The sequence below is a fragment of the Acinetobacter junii CIP 64.5 genome (assembly GCF_000368765.1).
In the GTDB taxonomy this organism is placed as follows: Bacteria; Pseudomonadota; Gammaproteobacteria; order Pseudomonadales; family Moraxellaceae; genus Acinetobacter; species Acinetobacter junii.
On the sequence record NZ_KB849654.1, the window covers coordinates 720,629 to 739,472 of the forward strand.

Annotated in this window: 20 protein-coding genes; 4 read left to right on the top strand and 16 right to left on the bottom strand. The window is 39.4% G+C overall.

Translation table 11 applies throughout. The features are described from left to right. Positions 1-133 precede the first annotated feature (133 nt). Together rplT and rpmI are read right to left on the bottom strand one after the other, a co-directional pair. The gene (gene rplT, locus F948_RS05000) at positions 134-493 is read right to left on the bottom strand and encodes a 50S ribosomal protein L20 (protein ID WP_000124858.1); all 360 of its coding nucleotides are present in this window, start codon (positions 491-493) and stop codon (positions 134-136) included. An 11-nt stretch (positions 494-504) separates the two neighbouring features. After that, positions 505-699 carry a 50S ribosomal protein L35 gene (rpmI, locus tag F948_RS05005; protein ID WP_004637967.1) on the bottom strand — a complete coding sequence of 65 codons (195 nt, stop codon included), beginning with the start codon at positions 697-699 and terminating at the stop codon, positions 505-507. A 235-nt stretch (positions 700-934) separates the two neighbouring features. Between rpmI and F948_RS05010 the strand changes: the two genes are divergently transcribed. Beyond that, positions 935-2,188: an MFS transporter gene (locus F948_RS05010; RefSeq protein ID WP_004960679.1), complete on the top strand. Its 1,254-nt coding sequence runs from the start codon at positions 935-937 to the stop codon at positions 2,186-2,188. A gap of 35 nt (positions 2,189-2,223) precedes the next feature. Here the strand turns inward: F948_RS05010 and F948_RS05015 are convergent, their stop codons facing one another. Together F948_RS05015 and F948_RS05025 are read right to left on the bottom strand one after the other, a co-directional pair. Further along, positions 2,224-2,649 carry a YqaA family protein gene (locus F948_RS05015; RefSeq protein ID WP_026057386.1) on the bottom strand — a complete coding sequence of 142 codons (426 nt, stop codon included), beginning with the start codon at positions 2,647-2,649 and terminating at the stop codon, positions 2,224-2,226. 444 nt (positions 2,650-3,093) lie between these two features. Next, positions 3,094-3,711 carry a glutathione S-transferase N-terminal domain-containing protein gene (locus tag F948_RS05025; RefSeq protein WP_004960689.1) on the bottom strand — a complete coding sequence of 206 codons (618 nt, stop codon included), beginning with the start codon at positions 3,709-3,711 and terminating at the stop codon, positions 3,094-3,096. A gap of 288 nt (positions 3,712-3,999) precedes the next feature. Here F948_RS05025 and F948_RS05030 point away from each other — a divergent pair, with 288 nt between their 5' ends. After that, on the top strand, positions 4,000-4,473 hold the full coding sequence (locus F948_RS05030) for an Hsp20 family protein (RefSeq protein WP_004960693.1): 474 nt from the start codon (positions 4,000-4,002) through the stop codon (positions 4,471-4,473). 60 nt (positions 4,474-4,533) lie between these two features. On the opposite strand, the gene infC is transcribed toward F948_RS05030, so the two are convergent. Both infC and thrS read right to left on the bottom strand, forming a co-directional pair. After that, positions 4,534-5,085 carry a translation initiation factor IF-3 gene (infC, locus tag F948_RS15965; RefSeq protein WP_075696111.1) on the bottom strand — a complete coding sequence of 184 codons (552 nt, stop codon included), beginning with the start codon at positions 5,083-5,085 and terminating at the stop codon, positions 4,534-4,536. Between the two features lie 5 nt (positions 5,086-5,090). After that, the gene (thrS, locus tag F948_RS05040) at positions 5,091-7,013 is read right to left on the bottom strand and encodes a threonine--tRNA ligase (RefSeq protein WP_004960696.1); all 1,923 of its coding nucleotides are present in this window, start codon (positions 7,011-7,013) and stop codon (positions 5,091-5,093) included. Between the two features lie 266 nt (positions 7,014-7,279). On the opposite strand from thrS, the gene F948_RS05050 reads away from it, so the two are divergent. Beyond that, positions 7,280-8,923, top strand: coding sequence for an acyl-CoA synthetase (locus tag F948_RS05050; protein ID WP_004960698.1), 1,644 nt, complete (start codon positions 7,280-7,282; stop codon positions 8,921-8,923). A 46-nt stretch (positions 8,924-8,969) separates the two neighbouring features. On the opposite strand, the gene yjgA is transcribed toward F948_RS05050, so the two are convergent. From yjgA to mazG, 9 genes are all read right to left on the bottom strand, one after another. Beyond that, positions 8,970-9,506 carry a ribosome biogenesis factor YjgA gene (yjgA, locus tag F948_RS05055; protein WP_004955693.1) on the bottom strand — a complete coding sequence of 179 codons (537 nt, stop codon included), beginning with the start codon at positions 9,504-9,506 and terminating at the stop codon, positions 8,970-8,972. A gap of 2 nt (positions 9,507-9,508) precedes the next feature. Continuing rightward, positions 9,509-9,778, bottom strand: coding sequence for an HPr family phosphocarrier protein (locus F948_RS05060; protein ID WP_004960701.1), 270 nt, complete (start codon positions 9,776-9,778; stop codon positions 9,509-9,511). Then, on the bottom strand, positions 9,775-10,626 hold the full coding sequence (rapZ, locus tag F948_RS05065; protein ID WP_004906708.1) for an RNase adapter RapZ: 852 nt from the start codon (positions 10,624-10,626) through the stop codon (positions 9,775-9,777). The genes F948_RS05060 and rapZ overlap by 4 nt, the downstream gene beginning before the upstream one ends. A gap of 22 nt (positions 10,627-10,648) precedes the next feature. Continuing rightward, positions 10,649-11,494: a pantoate--beta-alanine ligase gene (gene panC, locus F948_RS05070; protein ID WP_004960706.1), complete on the bottom strand. Its 846-nt coding sequence runs from the start codon at positions 11,492-11,494 to the stop codon at positions 10,649-10,651. A 3-nt stretch (positions 11,495-11,497) separates the two neighbouring features. Beyond that, positions 11,498-12,307 (bottom strand): 3-methyl-2-oxobutanoate hydroxymethyltransferase, encoded by an 810-nt coding sequence (gene panB / locus F948_RS05075; protein WP_004906704.1) that lies wholly within the window; start codon positions 12,305-12,307, stop codon positions 11,498-11,500. A 39-nt stretch (positions 12,308-12,346) separates the two neighbouring features. Next, positions 12,347-12,835: a 2-amino-4-hydroxy-6-hydroxymethyldihydropteridine diphosphokinase gene (gene folK, locus F948_RS05080; protein ID WP_004960709.1), complete on the bottom strand. Its 489-nt coding sequence runs from the start codon at positions 12,833-12,835 to the stop codon at positions 12,347-12,349. Next, entirely contained in the window at positions 12,832-14,286 is a 1,455-nt protein-coding gene (gene pcnB / locus F948_RS05085) for a polynucleotide adenylyltransferase PcnB (RefSeq protein WP_004960711.1), read from the bottom strand. The genes folK and pcnB overlap by 4 nt, the downstream gene beginning before the upstream one ends. Positions 14,287-14,424: 138 nt before the next feature. Then, complete coding sequence (locus F948_RS05090) at positions 14,425-14,850, bottom strand: ComEA family DNA-binding protein (RefSeq protein WP_004906696.1); 426 nt, start codon at positions 14,848-14,850, stop codon at positions 14,425-14,427. Beyond that, entirely contained in the window at positions 14,819-15,625 is an 807-nt protein-coding gene (gene mazG / locus F948_RS05095; protein ID WP_004960714.1) for a nucleoside triphosphate pyrophosphohydrolase, read from the bottom strand. Before mazG ends, F948_RS05090 begins: the two co-directional genes overlap by 32 nt. Positions 15,626-15,723: 98 nt before the next feature. Between mazG and F948_RS05100 the strand changes: the two genes are divergently transcribed. Then, positions 15,724-16,497 (top strand): SDR family oxidoreductase, encoded by a 774-nt coding sequence (locus tag F948_RS05100; protein ID WP_004960717.1) that lies wholly within the window; start codon positions 15,724-15,726, stop codon positions 16,495-16,497. A 39-nt stretch (positions 16,498-16,536) separates the two neighbouring features. Here F948_RS05100 and F948_RS05105 read toward each other — a convergent pair whose 3' ends face one another. After that, positions 16,537-18,843, bottom strand: coding sequence for a RelA/SpoT family protein (locus F948_RS05105; protein WP_004960720.1), 2,307 nt, complete (start codon positions 18,841-18,843; stop codon positions 16,537-16,539). Position 18,844 lies beyond the last annotated feature (1 nt).

Here is an 18,844-nt window from a genome sequence, read left to right on the forward strand (position 1 = left end):
TATAAAAAAAATAAATTATGGATGCTCCTATTCTTTTAGGAGATTTTATTGATCTCTAATTATTCTCTATTACTAAATCCTAAAACCATAAAAAAAGACCGCTAAAAAGCGGCCTTCTTTTGAATCTCTAAGCTTATGCAGCTAATGCGCCTTTAGCTTTTTCAGCTAAAGCAGCAAATGCTACTGCATCATGCATAGCGATGTCAGCTAATACGCGACGGTCGATGATCACTTGAGCTTTTTTCAAGCCATCGATCATACGGCTGTAAGACAAACCGTTTTGACGAGCACCAGCATTGATACGCGCAATCCATAAAGCACGGAATTGACGTTTCTTTTGACGGCGGTCACGGTAAGCGTATTGACCAGCTTTGATTACCGCTTGGAACGCTACGCGGTAAACGCGTGAACGAGCACCATAGTAACCTTTAGCGCGAGCAAGAATTTTTTTGTGACGACGATGAGCCACTACACCACGTTTTACACGAGCCATTTATAATCTCCTTAGATGTATGGGCACATAGCACGAACTGATGCAACGTCACTTACGTGAACCATTACACAACCGCGCAATTGACGGATACGCTTAGCAGATTTTTTGGTCAAAATGTGGCGCTTGAATGCTTGTTTGCGCTTGAAACCGTTTGCAGTCGCTTTGAAGCGTTTAGCTGCACCACGGCGAGTTTTTAACTTAGCCATAGTAACCTCTTTTAGGCACCTGTTCGGCGCGTTTGCACTATTGCAAATCGACCTGCAGGTAAGGAATGCAGCATGATATAACATCTGCGAATAAAACAAAAGTAAAATGCTCATTTTTTGAGTAAGAGTAAGACTTTTACTCAAACGAAATTTTCCATTATTAATTCTCAAAATACGAGAAATTTACATTAATTACTTACTTATAATAGCTTCAATTCAATCATAAACACTCGAAATGAATACACAACAAGATGCTTTTGCTGCATTGCGCTATCGAGATTTCTCTATCGTTACCTTGAATCAATTCTGCTTAACACTGGCAATTCTGATTCAAGAAATTATCGTTGCTTATTCACTGTATCAAATCACACGTGATCCACTCACATTAGGTTTTATCGGTTTAGCTGAAGCCATTCCATTTATTGCGCTTTCCTTATGGGGTGGTTATTTTGCAGATAAACTCAATAAGCAAACCATTATGAAGGTCTGTTTATTTTTTGCAGCACCATTGCCACTCGTGCTCTGGGCACTCTTCCATTTATATGGTTTAGAAAAGATTAGTGTCTCAACTTTGTCATGGGGAATTTATGCAGTCATTTTTGCATTAGGAACAACCCGAGGTTTCTACAACCCCTCAGCAACCTCTCTCAAACCATTTCTTATTCCACGTGAACTTTATGCGAATGGTGCAACATGGACGACGATTGGTTGGCAAAGTGGCGTGATTATCGGTCCAATGTTGGGTGGATTTATGCTGGCATTTCTTGGGCGAGAGACCAGCTTGTTCACAGTCACAGGATTGTTAGCAACTTGTTTTATTCTGATTACCCAACTTCAAAAAAGAACTTTTCCAAAAATGGAAACTGAGAACGTTCTTCAAAGTCTGACAGACGGTTTTCGCTTTATTTGGAAAACCAAAATTGTCTTATGGGCCATATCATTAGATCTTATTTCAGTATTATTTGGAGGGGTAATTGCACTTCTGCCTATATTTGCTGAGGATATTTTAAAGGTCGGTCCAGAAGGATTGGGATATTTACGTGCTGCTCCATCAATTGGTGCGTTGTTAACAATGATTGTTTTAACCAAATTTCCACCAACGCATCATGCTTGGCGAAATATGTTATTCGCTGTTGCTGGTTTTGGTATTTTTACCATTCTGTTTGCCTTTTCAAACAATATATGGCTATCACTATTTGCCTTAGCCATGACTGGTGCATGTGATAGTGTTTCTGTTGTTGTTCGTCAAACCGTCTTACAAATTTTCCCTCCTGAGAATATGCGAGGTCGTGTTGCTGCGGTTAATGGCATGTTCGTTTCTTCAAGCAATGAACTCGGCGCTTTTGAATCTGGTTTAGCCGCTAAGTATATGGGAACCATAACTGCAACCATTTTTGGCGGATGTATGACACTTGCTGTGGTGACTTATTGTTGGTTTAAAACTACTGATTTATTTAAAGTCGATATCACCAAAGGTTCGGATCATTAGAACACTTAGGGAAAGCGAGCAAGCTTTCCCTACCCTCAGAAAATGCCTAGATATAAAGCATATAAAGTTAAATAACGCCCACCTTTGGCAATCGTAACGATCAGCAAAAAGCGCCAAAAATTTTCTTTCATCAATCCTGCAATTAAAGTGATCGGATCTCCAACGACAGGTGTCCAGCTTAATAATAAAGAATAGAAACCATATTTATGATAAATCTGTTGTGCTTGTACTAAACGCTGTTCAGAAACAGGAAACCATTTTTTATCTTTAAAATGTTCAATTTTCAGCCCTAACCACCAGTTCACACATGAACCTAATACATTGCCTACAGTCGCAACTAAGATCAAATAAAATGGATTAGAAAGCCCCTGCACCAGTAAAGTCATTAAGACTGCCTCTGACTGTAGAGGCAATAATGTCGCTGCACCAAAAGCAGAAATAAATAACAAAAGATAAGAGATCACGAAACTTTGGACTCCGATTTAGATCGGACAATATAACTTAGGCTTGAATATAAAAATGGAACAATAAAAGCAATCCAAAATGCGGCATCAGATTTAATCATTTTCTGTAATATTGTTAATTGTATCTCACCCTCTGAAACAGCATTCCAATCAATCAACAGTGTGAGATCAATATAAAAAAGTAAGATAAGGTATAAAGCGAAAATGCCTCCACAAATTCCTGTATGAAAAACAGAATGCTTTGCTTTGACTTGTAAAAATGCAAATAGTGAAGCAAAAACAAAGCCTGTACTTAAGATTAAAACTAAGACCATCTATTCAAAATTATCTATCGCTAAAAAATATTGCATCAGACTGCAACTCACTGCTACTACGATCAGTAATCCCATGAGAAGAGCCCAATGCTTAATATAATCATTAAACACGGTAGTAATAATAAAGTTAAACTTTGATTGATAATGCTTTTTGAATAGCAGGACGTGCGGTCAAACGTTCAATATAGTCTTGAACATATGGATAATCCTCAAGCTGTATGCCTTGCCAATCGTAACGCAACGCCCACGGCAGGATAGCCATATCCGCAATAGAGTATTCACCAGCTACAAACTTTTGACCAATTAATTGTTTATTGAGCACACCATACAGACGTTTAGTTTCATTCACATAGCGCTCTATCGCATAAGGAATACGTTCAGGTGCAAATTTACTAAAATGATGATTCTGACCCAGCATCGGACCAAAACCACCCATTTGCCACATCAACCATTGCTCAACTTCAACACGTTCTTGTTCATCCGTAGGATAGAATAATCCAGTCTTCCGACCTAAATATTGTAGGATTGCACCTGATTCAAATACAGAAATCGGTTCACCATTTGGTCCATTTTGATCAACAATCGCTGGAATTTTATTATTTGGCGAAATACGTAAAAAATCAGGTTGAAATTGATCATTTTCCAAAATATTAATTGGGAAAATTTGATAATCCAAGCCCATTTCCTCAAGTGCAATGGTTATTTTATGTCCATTGGGTGTTCCCCAATAATAAAGATCAATCATTTTAAAATTATTCTCCATACACCGTAGATGGTGGCTCTTTACACACCTTAATAGATTTAAAAAGAAACAACAAGTTCTGTAAATTAAAAATAATTTTTATAATTATCAAATATATATAAAATTTATTTAAAAAAATAGATCTTTAACTTGAATTTTTTAAACTCAAACACATATTAATTATTGTGTTAGAAATGACGATTTTTAACATTCTGTCGATGTTTATACATGGCAGGTTTAAGTTTTATCTTCTTATTTTTAAAACTTTGCTGACCTCAGGAGGTTCTAATCATGAGTAATCTAAATCTTCATCCTTTATTTCGTCGTAGCATTGGATTTGACCGTTTAAATGATTTTATTGACTACGCCATGCAAAGTGATACACCCAATTACCCTCCATATAACATAGAGAAATCTGGTGAAAACCGTTATCGCATTGTGGTGGCTACCGCAGGTTTTAGCCTAGAGGAATTAGGACTGAGTCTAGAAAATCAGCTTCTTACCATTTCAGGTAAACCTGAGGTTGTTCAGAAAGAAACAACTGAATATCTGCATAAAGGAATCGCGCGTCGTGCCTTTAAATTGTCTTTACGCTTAGATGAACATATTGAAGTTCAACAAGCTGATTATGAGAATGGTTTATTGGTCATTGACTTGGAACGAATCATACCAGAAGAGAAACTTCCACGCGAAATCCCAATTGGTAAGAAAAAACTTTTACTTGATCAGCCTGATTCTACAGAAAAAACTGTAAGTACTCAGTAATTATGCTTTAAATCAAAAAAGCCCTGCTATTCGAGCAGGGCTTTTTTGATGATTGGATGATTACTTTTTCTTTTTCGGACCAAGTAACATGCCCATCTGACGACCTTCCATCTTCGGAGCTTGTTCTACTACACCAAACTCCGCAACGTCAGCTTCAATCTTTTGCAATTGAGCTAGACCAAGTTGCTGATGCGCCATCTCACGACCACGGAAACGTAAGGTAATTTTCACTTTATTTCCTTCTTCAAGGAAACGTAAAATTGCGCGCAATTTTACCTGATAATCACCTACATCCGTTGCTGGACGTAACTTGATTTCTTTCACTTGCACTTGATGCTGTTTTTTCTTCGCATCTTTTTGCTTTTGTTTCAAATCAAACAAGTGCTTGTTGTAGTCCATGATTTTACAAACAGGCGGTTCTGCATTAGCAACAATCTCAACAAGGTCAAGATTTGCTTCTTCAGCAGCACGTAATGCTTCAGTTAATGAAACGACACCTTTTTGTTCTCCATCTGCAGCAACAAGGCGTACTTCTTTTGCACGGATCTCGTCGTTAATCGCAGGACGGTTACTTTTAGCACCTTGTTGTTGGTTACGGTCAGGCTGTTTAATCTTTATTACTCCACAATGTACCGGCCACGTTCGGCTACGGCAGATTTCACTAGATCAATGAATGCATCCACTGACATAGTACCTAAATTTTTTCCTGAGCGAGTACGGACATTGACAGTTCCCTCTTCAACTTCTCGGTCACCAAGAACCAGAAGATAAGGAATACGCTCTAGGGTACGCTCACGAATCTTAAATCCGATTTTTTCATTTCTCAAGTCAGAAATAGCACGAAGACCATTTTCTTTGAGTTTTGCAACGACTTGCTCACTCGCCTCAGCTTGAGAATCAGTAATGTTCATAACACAAGCTTGAACTGGGGCAAGCCAAGGTGGCATGAAACCAGCGTAATGTTCAATTAGTATACCAATAAAACGCTCAAAACTACCAAGTATTGCACGATGCAGCATGACTGGTTGATCACGTTCGTTTTCTTCCGTCACATATGAAGCATCTAAACGAATAGGTAAATTGAAGTCACACTGGATTGTACCGCATTGCCACACACGACCTAAGCAATCTTTTAATGAAAATTCAATCTTCGGACCATAGAATGCACCTTCACCTGGTTGCAAGTCCCAAGCCAAGCCAGCATCATCTAAAGCATCAGCAAGAGATTTTTCTGCTAAATCCCAAAGTGCATCATCGCCTACACGCTTTTCAGGACGTGTTGAAAGTTTCATTTGAACTTCTTCAAAGCCGAAGTCTTTATAAACATCTAAAGTCAGTTTAATAAAGTCTGCAACCTCTTTACCAATTTGCTCTTTGGTACAGAAAATATGTGCATCATCTTGGGTAAAGCCACGAACACGCATAATCCCGTGTAATGAACCAGATGGTTCGTTACGATGACATGAACCAAACTCCGCCAAACGGACTGGTAAATCACGGTATGATTTTAAGCCTTGATTGAACACTTGTACGTGACAAGGACAGTTCATCGGCTTAACTGCATAGTTACGACTTTCTGAATGAGTCGTAAACATGTTTTCAGCATAGTTCGCTGCATGTCCTGATTTCTCCCACAAAGTGAAATCAACAATTTGTGGTGTTTTAATTTCTTGGTAACCATTGTCTTGCTGAACTTTACGCATGTATTGCTCAAGCACTTGGTAGATTGTCCAACCATTCGCATGCCAGAACACCATACCAGGTGCTTCTTCTTGCATGTGGAATAAGTCCAAAGCTTTACCAATTTTACGATGGTCCCGTTTTTCAGCTTCTTCAATACGTTTGATATAAGCTGCTAACTGTTTTTTATCAGCCCAAGCCGTACCATATATACGTTGTAACTGTTCATTCTTCGCATCACCACGCCAGTATGCACCAGAGATTTTAGTGAGTTTGAATGATTTTAAGAATTTAGTGTTTGGTACGTGCGGACCACGGCACATATCCAAATAATCCTGATGGTAGTACAAGCCCATTTGTGTTTCATTTGGCATGTCTGCAATCAAGCGTAATTTGTATTCTTCACCGCGTGCTGTAAATTCTGCAATCACTTCATCACGTGGTGTCATTTTTTTGATGACATCATAGTCTTGATCGATGAGCTTTTTCATACGCTCTTCGATCGCCGCCATATCATCCAAAGTAAATGGGCGTGGCATCCAGATATCGTAATAGAAACCTTCTTCGATCACTGGGCCGATAACCATTTTCGCCTCAGGGAACAATTGCTTAACAGCATGTCCTACCAAGTGCGCACATGAGTGACGAATGATCTCTAGACCTTCTTCATCTTTCGGGGTAATAATCTGAACTGTCGCATCTTCTGTGATTAAATCACAAGCATCCACCAAACGATCATTGATACGACCAGCAACTGTATTTTTTGCAAGACCTGGACCAATGCTTTGAGCAAGTTCCATCACGGAAATCGGATGATCAAATTGCTTTTGATCACCATTTGGTAAAGTAATGATTGGCATAATAAAATCCTTAAGGAGTGATGCCCTATACGAAGGAGCATATCACCGCGAGATTATGTATTGAGGAGGAATCCTCAAAAGATAAAAAACGGCGGATAAAAAAGTATTCAAGATTTTACACAGGTTTAGATAAGGATGAAACCTTTGATTCAGAAAAACCAAAATCATTCAGGCAACACTTCAGACTAAAGCCTAAATGAATTCCGTTTAACAACACACTATGTTGTTATAGATATATGAAAATAACAGAAATGGAGTACAGACACATGGTGAGTGCATATGATGAATTACCAAGAACCCCTGCAAATTTTGTCGCATTATCTCCTTTACGCTATTTAGAACGTGCTGCGTATATTTACCCTCATCAAGCAGCAATTATTCATGGTGCTCGTCAAATCACTTGGCAGCAAACCTATCAACGCTGTCGCCAGTTTGCACATCAACTCAAAAATCTAGGTATTCAAAAAAACGATACCGTTTCGGTACTGTTACCAAATGTCCCTGCAATGATTGAAGCTCATTTTGCAGTACCAATGGCAGGTGCTGTACTCAATACGCTGAATACACGCTTGGATGCAAAAACTATTGCTTTCATGCTTACGCATGCAGAATCAAAAGTACTGCTTGTCGACCCTGAATTTAAAACCCTTGCAGAAGAAGCATTAACACTGATCAATCAAGATATTATTGTGATTGATGTATTTGATGAGGAATATGATGCTGAACAAATCGCACTTGGGCAGTACGAATATGAATCTTGGTTAGCTCAAGGTGATCCTGAATTTGAATGGTTGCTCCCACAAGATGAATGGGATGCCATTAGTCTGAATTATACTTCGGGAACTACAGGTAACCCGAAAGGCGTGGTTTATCATCATCGTGGCGCTTACCTCAATGCGGCAAGTAATATCTTGGCCTGCGGTATGAAACCTCGTGCTGTTTATCTGTGGACATTACCGCTCTTCCATTGCAATGGTTGGTGTTTTGCTTGGTCTATTGCTGCTAGTGGCGGTACCAATATTTGTTTACGCCGTGTCGATTCTGCTCTGATCTTCAAATATATTTCTGAACACAAAGTCGATTATTTCTGCGGTGCCCCTATTGTGCTGTCTATGCTCATCAATGCCCCAGTAGATCAACGCACATCATTTGATCATCATGTCGAAGTGATGGTGGCTGGCGCAGCGCCTCCCGTTGCCATTATTGAAGGGATGCGAAATATAGGTATTAATGTCAATCATGTGTATGGTTTGACTGAAACTTACGGCCCGTCTGCTTTATGTGCTGCACAAGCAGGTTGGAGTGATTTAACTATCCAAGAGCAAGCTCAATTACATTCACGTCAAGGCGTTCCGTATCCATTACAAGACAGTATGCGTGTACTAGATCCTGAAACCATGCAGCCTGTACCCAATGATGGTGAAACCATGGGTGAGATTATGTTCCGTGGCAATATCGTGATGAAAGGTTATCTTAAAAACCCACAAGCCACCGAAGAGGCATTTAAAGGCGGTTGGTTCCATACAGGTGATTTAGCCGTATGTCATCCTGATGGATATGCGAAAATTACTGATCGCTCCAAAGATATTATTATTTCAGGTGGCGAAAATATCTCATCACTTGAAGTCGAAGATGTTCTTTATCGCCATCCAGCCGTTTTAACTGCTGCAGTCGTTGCAAAACCTGATCCACGCTGGCAAGAAGTTCCCTGTGCTTTTATTGAATTAAAGCAAGGTATCTCAGCTTCAGCGGAAGATATTATTCTGCATTGCCAAAAGGAGCTGGCGCGCTTTAAAGTTCCGAAAGATGTGGTGATTACCGAGATTCCAAAAACCTCAACAGGGAAATTACAAAAATTTATTTTAAGAGAATGGGCAAAAGAACGCGCGACAGGTGAGTTTGGAAACTAACTCTAAAATAAAAAAAGAAGTTTCATTTGAAACTTCTTTTTTTGAATTAACCTTGATCCGATAATAGTGCTACTTGCTGGACATAATTCACAAATTTACGCTTTGATGCCTCAAGTTCTTCTTCACTCACTTGCTGCTTAATATCGCGATGAATACGCAGAACATGTTGGCGTAAAGTATGTCTTTCCGAAGCATTAAAAACCTTACTAAATTCATTGATGATTGGGTCACCTTGATCAATCATACGATCAACCCAACGCATCAATTGCATTTGCTTTTTAGCGCCTTGTTGAGGGGTAAGATAAGACAAAATGGTACTTTCATCTTCATTACGCAAGAGTTTACCGATTCGCTGAAACTGGCGACGACGTGCTTCAAAAGAGCTAATCTTTTGCACTTCAAGCAACGCATCAATCAAACGCTCATCAACAGGAAGTTTTTGAATCTGTTTTACATTTAATTGAGCCAATTGCTCACCTAAAGCTGCCATACGTTGCACAGCTTTTTTCTGTTCGGTTCTACTCGCACGTCCCTCTAATGATTCAAAATCCTCATCGGTATAACGCTGGGTACCACGTGCCACTATTACTCTGCCTCATAAAATTTTGCTGCGAACAGCGTTTGAATTTCTTCCAGTGCTTTATCTTCATCAGCACCGTCTATCACTAATCTTAAAGTCGTGCCTTTACCTGCACCTAACATCAACAATGACATAATATTCTTTGCATCAACCAATTTATCGCCTTTCCCAATCTGAATAGAAGAGCGAAACTTTGTGGTGACTTCGATGAGTTTACCAGAAGCACGTGCATGTAAGCCGAGTTTATTAATTACATCAATCGTTATGTCTATCATGACCAGTGCTTCATTTCTCTATGTAAAATTTGGACAGCCCATTTTGCCTCAAGAGCCTTTTTGAGTCTATCCACAATATAAACGGAACGATGTTGCCCACCAGTACAACCCACAGATATGGTCATGTAATGGCGATGCCCTTCAGCAAAGGCAGGCAACCACTTTTCAAGAAAAGCATAAATATCAGCAAACATCTCATTGGTTTGCTGATTACTTTCTAAAAATTGACGGACTGGCTCATCTAAGCCAGACAGACGGCGTAATTCTAAATCCCAATGCGGGTTTGGTAAATGTCTTACGTCAAATACATAATCAGCATCTAAAGGAATTCCGTGCTTATAACCAAAAGATTGCAAGATCACAATCAAATTATCTGACTGACCTAATTTTGACAATAAAATATGTTTTAAATCATGAACACTTTTATCTGTGGTATCAATATGAACTGTAGAGCGAAATTGTATCGGAATAAGCAGTTGCTTTTCTTCTTGAATACATTGCAACAGACTATTAAAACGACTCGCTAAAGGATGTGGTCGTCGTGATGCACTGAAACGCGCTATCAAATCTTGATCTTGAGTCGTCAGATAAATAACATCAACCGAACCATGTCTTTTTAACTGCTCGAAGACATGATCGAACTCTTGCATATCTGCACGAGTGCTTCGGATATCAACACCTAAGGCAAGTTGCTCCAAATTATTCTCATGATCTAGTTTTGCCACAATCTCAGGCAATAATGCCAAGGGTAAGTTATCTATACAATAATAGCCGAGATCTTCAAGCACTTGTAATGCTGAAGATTTCCCTGAGCCTGACTGACCTGTAACGATAAGAATACGCTTCATGGCATTTTGCCCTTTTATAGTTTTATGTTTTATATTCGACTTGTAAATTATCAATCAATCGTGTCGAGCCAAGTTTTGCAGCAACAAACAGAACTAAGTTTTGAGTAAACTGTTCAATTGGCTGTAAATTTGGCTGTCGAGCCTCGACATAATCTACAACAAAACCTGCTTGAGTCAACTGATCCGAGATTGTAGCCAAAACCGCTGACAAGGCTTTACCTTCATGGAGATCTTGCTCAGCTTGTTTCAATAGCTGATAAATCTTCGGTGCTGTTGCACGTTGCTCTTCAGTTAAATAACCATTACGAGAGCTTAAAGCCAAACCATCTTGAGCGCGAACAATTGGCACCCCAATCACTTCAAGTGGAATATTCAAGTCTTGAACTAATTGACGGATAACAGCAAGTTGCTGATAGTCTTTTTGCCCGAAAAATGCATAATCTGGCTGAACAATATTAAATAATTTAGTCACGACAACCGCAACACCATCAAAATGTCCTGGACGTGATTTACCACATAAATCGTCAGTAATCTGACCAACACTAATGTTAGTTAAACGTGGCTGTGAACCATACATTTGTTCAACAGAAGGCGCAAAAATAATATCGCAACCAACATCAGCCAATAAACGACTGTCTTGTTCTAGTGTACGCGGATAACTATCAAAATCTTCTCCAACACCAAACTGGGTTGGATTAACAAAAATACTTACGACAACGACATCGCAAATCTTCTTTGCCTCACGAACTAAGGTCAAATGACCTTCATGCAAATTCCCCATGGTTGGTACGAAACCAATCATTTTTTTTGCAGCACGCGCAGGTGAAAGAGACGCAGTTAAGCCTTGAATTGTTGTTTCTGTTTTCATGAATTACAGCTCAACTTGGAAAGTATGTTCTTTAGCTGGGAAAGACTGATCTTGTACAGCAGCATGATAAGCTTTAAAAGCATCTAGGATTGCTGTTTCACCTGATTGTTCTTTCATAAAATTACGGACGAAACGTGCAACACGTCCAAATGTTAAACCAAGCATATCCTGTACAACCAACACTTGACCATCGGTTTGATTACCTGCACCAATCCCAATCACAGGTGTGTTTGGAAATAATTCAGCAATTTCTTTACCGAGTTGTGCAGGTACGCATTCAAGCAATAAAACTGCTGCGCCAGCATCAACTACAGCTTGGCAGTCTGCAATCAATTGATCAGCTGCTTCACGTGTTCTCGCCTGTAGTTTATAACCGCCAAAAACATGTACAGACTGAGGTGTTAAACCCAAATGTACACAAACAGGAATACCATTACGTGTAAGCACTTGAACCAATTCACTTAACCATGCACCACCTTCGATCTTGACCATCTGCGCGCCAACTTGCATCACAGCTTTTGCACTTTTCAAACCATCTTCAAGTGTCGCATAACTCATAAATGGCAAATCAGTCATGATCAAAGCATGCGAATTACCGCGACGAACAGCAGCAGTATGGTAAGCCATATCTTCTACTGTTACAGGAAGGGTTGAGTCCCGTCCTTGTATCGCCATTCCGAGAGAATCACCGATTAAAATCGTATCGATTTCAGCCAGTTCCATTGCTTTAGCCATACTTGCATCGTAACAAGTTAGACATGAAAACTTGCGTCCTTCGGCTTTAAACTTTCTTAAGTCACTTAGACTAATCATGATGGTGTCCTCTACAGGCATTTCCAGAACAGACGAATCTTAAGCATTTGCCCAAGATTGATCTGCGATTACAGTCAAATTTGCTTGCTGTAAAAGTTCTAAATCTCTTAAAGAATGACCATTTATTTGTAAATGATCATCTAAATCTAATAATGGAATCACGACAAAATCACGCTCCAACACACCAACATGTGGCACGGTCAAACGCTCATTGTGTATCTGCTCTTGTCCATAAATCAGTAAATCCAGATCAAGAGTCCGCTCTCCCCAATGACGTAAACGAATACGTCCAGCATCTTTCTCAAACTGTTGCAATTGATCAAGCAAATCTAGTGGCGACAATTCTGTATCTAACTGAACCACAGCATTCAGATAATGAGGCTGATCTTGCGGTCCCATCGGTGGACTTTGATATAGTTTAGAGACTTGAACAGTACCCAAACTTGATAATTTCAAAACTGCTTCTGCAAGAATGTGTTTTGAGTCACCTAAGTTTGAACCTAAACCAATATAAGTACGAATCGTCATTGCGTCGGTCCAAAAACAACTTCTGCTAAATCACGTTTTACACGTTTACGTTTCAAAATCGGATGATCAGCATGAATTAAATTTGAATCAGTTGAAGCTTTCTCAATAAAACGATTGACCGAATCATCTGTTCTAACACGCTCTTTTTTAGCACGTCGATTTTTAGGTTCAGGTACATTCACCAAAGGTTCAATTTCAGTAGTCTTTACATCATCAACTTCAGCAAGCTTACGTCTTGATTTTGTACGTTGGCGATTATATTGACGAATGACCGCTTCTTTTTGATCAATTGACATCTCTTGGTAGTTTTCCCACCAAACACCCATACCATCTGTGCTTGTGTCACCAGACTTCTCACGAAGCAATAAGAAATCAAATCCTGCGCGAAAACGTGCATGACCTGCTAGGGCTTCTATTTGTTGCGGTTTTGGATTGAGCAAACGTGTCTGCATTTCCCAAACTTCACGAATAAAAGTTTCAGCAAAACGAGGAATAATAGTTCGAGTCGCTTGACGTTTTAAAACATCCAAACCTGCTTGTGCGCGAGCCTCTGCAGGAACCATCCCTTTATTTAAATAAAAATCACATCGCTCTAAAAACGGTTTCCATAACAATACCGCATAGAAAAATGCAGGATTAATAGTTTTGCCAATTTGAATACGCTGATCTGTATTTCTAGCTGCATGCTCGATAAAAGCAGTGATGTTCGGTGGAATTTCAGCAAACAATTGCTTCCAAACACCAAACTCAATCAACATCGGTAGAACACGGTTCAGGTGTCCCATCGTAAATAATTTTTGAGATTCATCATATAAACGATGCGGAGAGACATCACGCAACAATTGCGTCATCTCAGGATTAAATACATCTAAGATCGAAGAATCAATTTGAAAGTTTAATTTTGCAGCAAAACGCAAGGCACGTAGCATTCTTACAGGATCTTCTTCGAAACGCTGTGCTGGTTCCCCAAGAAATCGTAATGTACGTGTTTTAATGTCATCAACTGCATGACAAAAATCTAGAACGATGGCTTTACGTGGTTGATAATATAAAGTGTTAATTGAGAAATCACGGCGAGCAAAGTCCTGCTCAATCGTTCCCCAGTTATTATCTCGTAAGATCATACCAGAAGCACTGGTTACTGCTTTTTTAGGCGGTGCACGGAAGGTCGCAACTTCAATTAATTCTCGACCAGAATAAACATGTGCAAGCTCAAATCGTCGACCAATAATACGGCAACGTCGACCAAAAACCTCTTTAACTTGAGCTGGTGTAGCATTGGTAACTGCGTCAAAATCCTTAGGATTAAGACCAAGCATCATATCGCGAACACCACCACCGACGATATAAGCTTCATAACCTGCTTTAGTGAGGCTATCAATTACATCAAGAATTGAAGGTGGTAGTTGAGTTGTGGACAAACCACATTTTGACGCGCGCAAAGTTTGCAAAAGACACTGTCTCCTACGTCAGGACGTAAATAACATTTTGTCGCTAATCATAGCTCTAACACACACAAAGGGCAATTTATTCTGTTGAAGTTTCAACAGATCAATTGCTCAGATTAGCGACTTTTTCCCTATTGAATCTTAAAGTATGAGCTTTGCTTTATTCTTCTCAAGCAGTTTTGGCCCGATTCCTTTTACATTCATTAATTCATCTATTGTTTTAAAACCACCCTTCTTTTGGCGGTATTCAATGATTGCTTGAGCTTTTTTCTGTCCCACTCCATTCAAAGTTTGTAACTGTTCTAGATTTGCCTGATTCAAACTAATTTTATCTGACTGAATATTTACAGAAGATGAAAATTGTTTGGTGTTTTGCTGACTAGGTCTTGATAAATAGTAACTATTGTTGGGCTGTTTAGCTAACTGCTGGTCACGCGCTTGCTGTTGAGCTTTCCACTTTTCATAAGATTGATCAAATTGCTGCGCATAACCACTTGTATAACACCCAACCCATAGTAAAATCAGTATAAATAGATTATGTCTGCTGCGTGGCTGCGACAAAATCATGTGTTTTCCCCTCAGTTTTTAATTGTCGTTTTGCTTGCTCCCAGAGTTCATCCATTTCTGCCAAACTCATTTCTTGCAAGTCTTTATTTTGTCGTTGTGCTTGTTGTTCAATATAAGCAAAGCGGCTTCTAAATTTATAAATTGTTGCCAACAATGCCATCTCACTCGACTGCCCAAGTTTACGGCCAACGTTGATCAAAGAAAATAGGCAGTCTCCGAATTCTTCTTGTATTTCATCATTTTTTTGATTTCTAATTGCTTGTTGCAACTCTCCTAACTCTTCTTCTAATTTCGCATAAGCATCAGTCACCGTTTCAAAATCAAAACCAAGCTGCGCTGCTTTCTTTTGAACCTCTTGTGCTTGAACCAAGGCTGGAGCATATTTGATTTCATCTAATCTAGATACACTTTTATCTTTTTTTTCTTGTTGCTTAATTTGCTTCCACAATTCACTTACTTGGTCTGAACTCAAATCTTTAAACTGATCTGCTTGGAAAACATGTGGGTGACGACGTATCAACTTTTCACTGATTGCATCTACCACATCGTTAAAATCAAATGCCCCTTTCTCACTAAACATTTGTGATTGAAACACCACTTGCAACAGCAAGTCACCCAATTCATTTCGAATCTCATCAATATTGCCCTCACGTATGGCAGCTTCGACCTCATAAGCCTCTTCAATTGCATAACGAGTTAAACTTTCAGGTGTTTGTTGTTGATCCCATGGACATTTTTGTCTTAATTCCTGCATGATCTTTAATAATTTTTCCATGATGATCTCCTCAAACCTAAACCGCTAAATTGTTGCAGCATAAAGCCGCATGTGCGTAATATACACCCACTCAAGAAATATCAATATAAAGGACAGCAATGCAAGCTAGTGTTTTTATCAGTGGTGCTGCACAAGGAATTGGCGCTGAAATCGCACGTTTATTCCATAAGAATGGCTATAAAGTTGGAATTTATGACATTAACCAAGAACTTGCTGAGCAATTAGCCACCGAATTGGGTGAGAATGCTAAGGCTGGTTACCTCGATGTCTGCAATTACCGTCAATGGCAAATCGCTTTACAAGAGTTTAGAAACTGGGCTGGTGAACTCAATATTTTAGTCAACAATGCGGGAATTTTGTATTCAGGACCATTTGAAAAAACAGATATCCAATCACACCATCACACCATTGATATCAATGTCAAAGGCGTTATAAATGGCTGTCATACGGCTTTAAATCATTTGCAACAGGCAAGATTTGCTCGTGTTATCAATTTATCCTCTGCTTCAGCAATTTATGGTCAAGCAGATTTAGCCTCATATTCCGCAAGTAAGTTTGCCGTTCGTGGTTTAACTGAAGCATTAGATGTCGAATGGCAAAAGTACAATATTCGTGTACTTGATGTCATGCCTTTATTCGTTCAAACCAATATGGTGAAGAATATGGATGCAGGTAGTATTCAAAATATCGGCGTTGATTTAACCCCTGCTGATGTTGCCAAACAAGTATTACATTTGGCACAACAAAAAGATCATGCTTTAATTCCGACACATACGCCTGTAGGCATCAAAACCAAACTGATGTATCAATTGTCGAGTATAAGCCCACAATTTTTAAATCGACTCACCAATATTTTCTTATCGAAGCGCTAATACAAAAAAAGCTGCATTTACATGCAGCTTTTTATTAATTTAGCTTCCTTGAACCAAACGCCTAGCGCTAATAATCCCTGGTTGTTGCTCCAAACGAGCTAATAACCGAGACAATTGCGCCAAACCTTTAACTTCAATCAAGAGTTTCATATTGGCGATACCATCTGCCTCAGAAATCGTATTGACCTGACGAATATTAATTTGGTCTGAGAAAATCACCTGTGTGAGATCTTTCAGTAAACCACGGCGATCATACGCTTCCACCACGATTTGAACACTCTGCCCTCGTGTTGGCTGCATTTCCCAATCCGCCTCAACTGCTCGTTCAGTCTCTTGAGTCGTCATACGAATATAATCAGGACAAGCCACTTTATGGATACTTACACCACGATTTAAAGTGATATAACCACCAATTGACTCACCATGAACAGGTTGACAGCACTGTGCAATATGCAGTTCTACGTTATCCAAACCATCAATCAAAATCCCATGCGCAGATAAAGTATGGCTTGCACGTGGATTCAATGCTGGTTTCAGCACTAATTCAGGCTCATCTTGATCTAGATGCATTTGACGATTAACTTGATTAATCAATGCATGTAGACTGATATCACCACTCACCAAAGCCACTAAAATATCATCACCAGATTTCAAATTGAAATGTGATGAATAATCTTTTAGATCAATACTCTTTGGATGAATCGCTAAACGCGCCAACTCTTTATTGAGTAACTCACGTCCAACTTCAATATTTTTACTACGATCTTGCTGTCTAAACCAGTGACGTAACTTATCTCTTGCTCGAGCGGTTTTAATATAACCTAAAGAATTCACCAACCAATCACGATTAGGTTCACGATCTTTCTTCGTTAAAATTTCAACTTGCTCACCTGTTTTCAAGGTATAAGTAAGTGGAACATAACGCTGGTTAACACGTGCAGCATAACACTTGTTACCGACTTCAGTGTGCACATGGTAAGCAAAATCTAAAACAGTCGAACCACGGGGTAATTCTTTAATATCCCCATCACGACTGAACACATAAATCTTTTCAAAATTTTCAAAATCTTGAATATGATCAATACCATTAGACTCATCATCTTCGGCATGTGGTGTTGTTTCAGTACGTTCTTGGTAATGTTCAAGCACTGCACGCAAAGAGTGTAAGCGATCATTAAATGAATGATCGGTATTCTTCGCACCTTCTTTATAGTTAAAGTGCGAACATACGCCTAATTCTGCCTCATTGTGCATTTCAAACGTACGGATTTGTACTTCAAGTGACTTATTCTCAGCAATCACAGCCGTATGCAAAGAGCGATAGCCATTTGCCTTAGGATTGGTCACATAATCATCAAACTGATTTGGAATATGACGCCACAACTGATGCACAATACCCAAAGCGTGATAGCAGTCAGGAACTCCCTTAACCAAAACTCGAACAGCACGAATATCATATAACTGATCAAAGCTAAGGTTCTTGCTTTTCATTTTGCGATAAATCGAATAAATGTGTTTTACTCGACCACTAATTTCAGCTTGGATATCATGCTCTGCTAATTCAGTTTTGAGTTTATCAATCACGAATTGGATATATTGTTCGCGCTCTAAACGCTTTTCATTCAACAAAGAAGCAATTTCTTTGTATCGCTCTGGCGCTAAATATCGGAATGCAAGATCTTCAAGTTCCCACTTGAGTTGAGCAATCCCTAGGCGATGCGCTAAAGGCGAATAAATCGTTAGAATTTCTCGTGCTACACGCTCTTGACGCTCTTTACTTGCAGTCGCCAATTCACGTAAGGCATAAGTACGCTCAGCAAGCTTAATCAGTACAACACGAACGTCTTCCGTCACTGAGATCAGCATTTTATAAATGCCACTCAGGTGTTCGCGCTGATTGTTATTAAAATGATCTTCTAAACGTTTATTTTTTTCGATCAACTCAGAGAGCTTACCCATTGCAAGCGTACCTTTTACAAGGCTCAACACTTGCTCTCCAAATTGTTGTTGAATATCTTCTAAAGTAATCAGGCCTTCACGTACACTACGATATAAGACAGCTGCCGAAAGGGTATCTTCATCAACATGTAAGTGTGCCAAAATATCCGCCATACCAATACCTGTACTAAAGGTATTGCTACGATGATTCACCGTTGTTTCTAACTCTTTTTCTAAGCTAAGTTGCGCAACTTTTTGTAGTTGCTTTAACTCTGCCCCACCCAAGATATCGCGCACTCGATCTAACCATGAGACTAGACCACTTTGCGCTTCAGCGGCATGTTCTACAGTCGTTTCCTCTGACAACTCGTGAAGTCGTCCAGGTAACTGCTCACGTACTGTGACCATA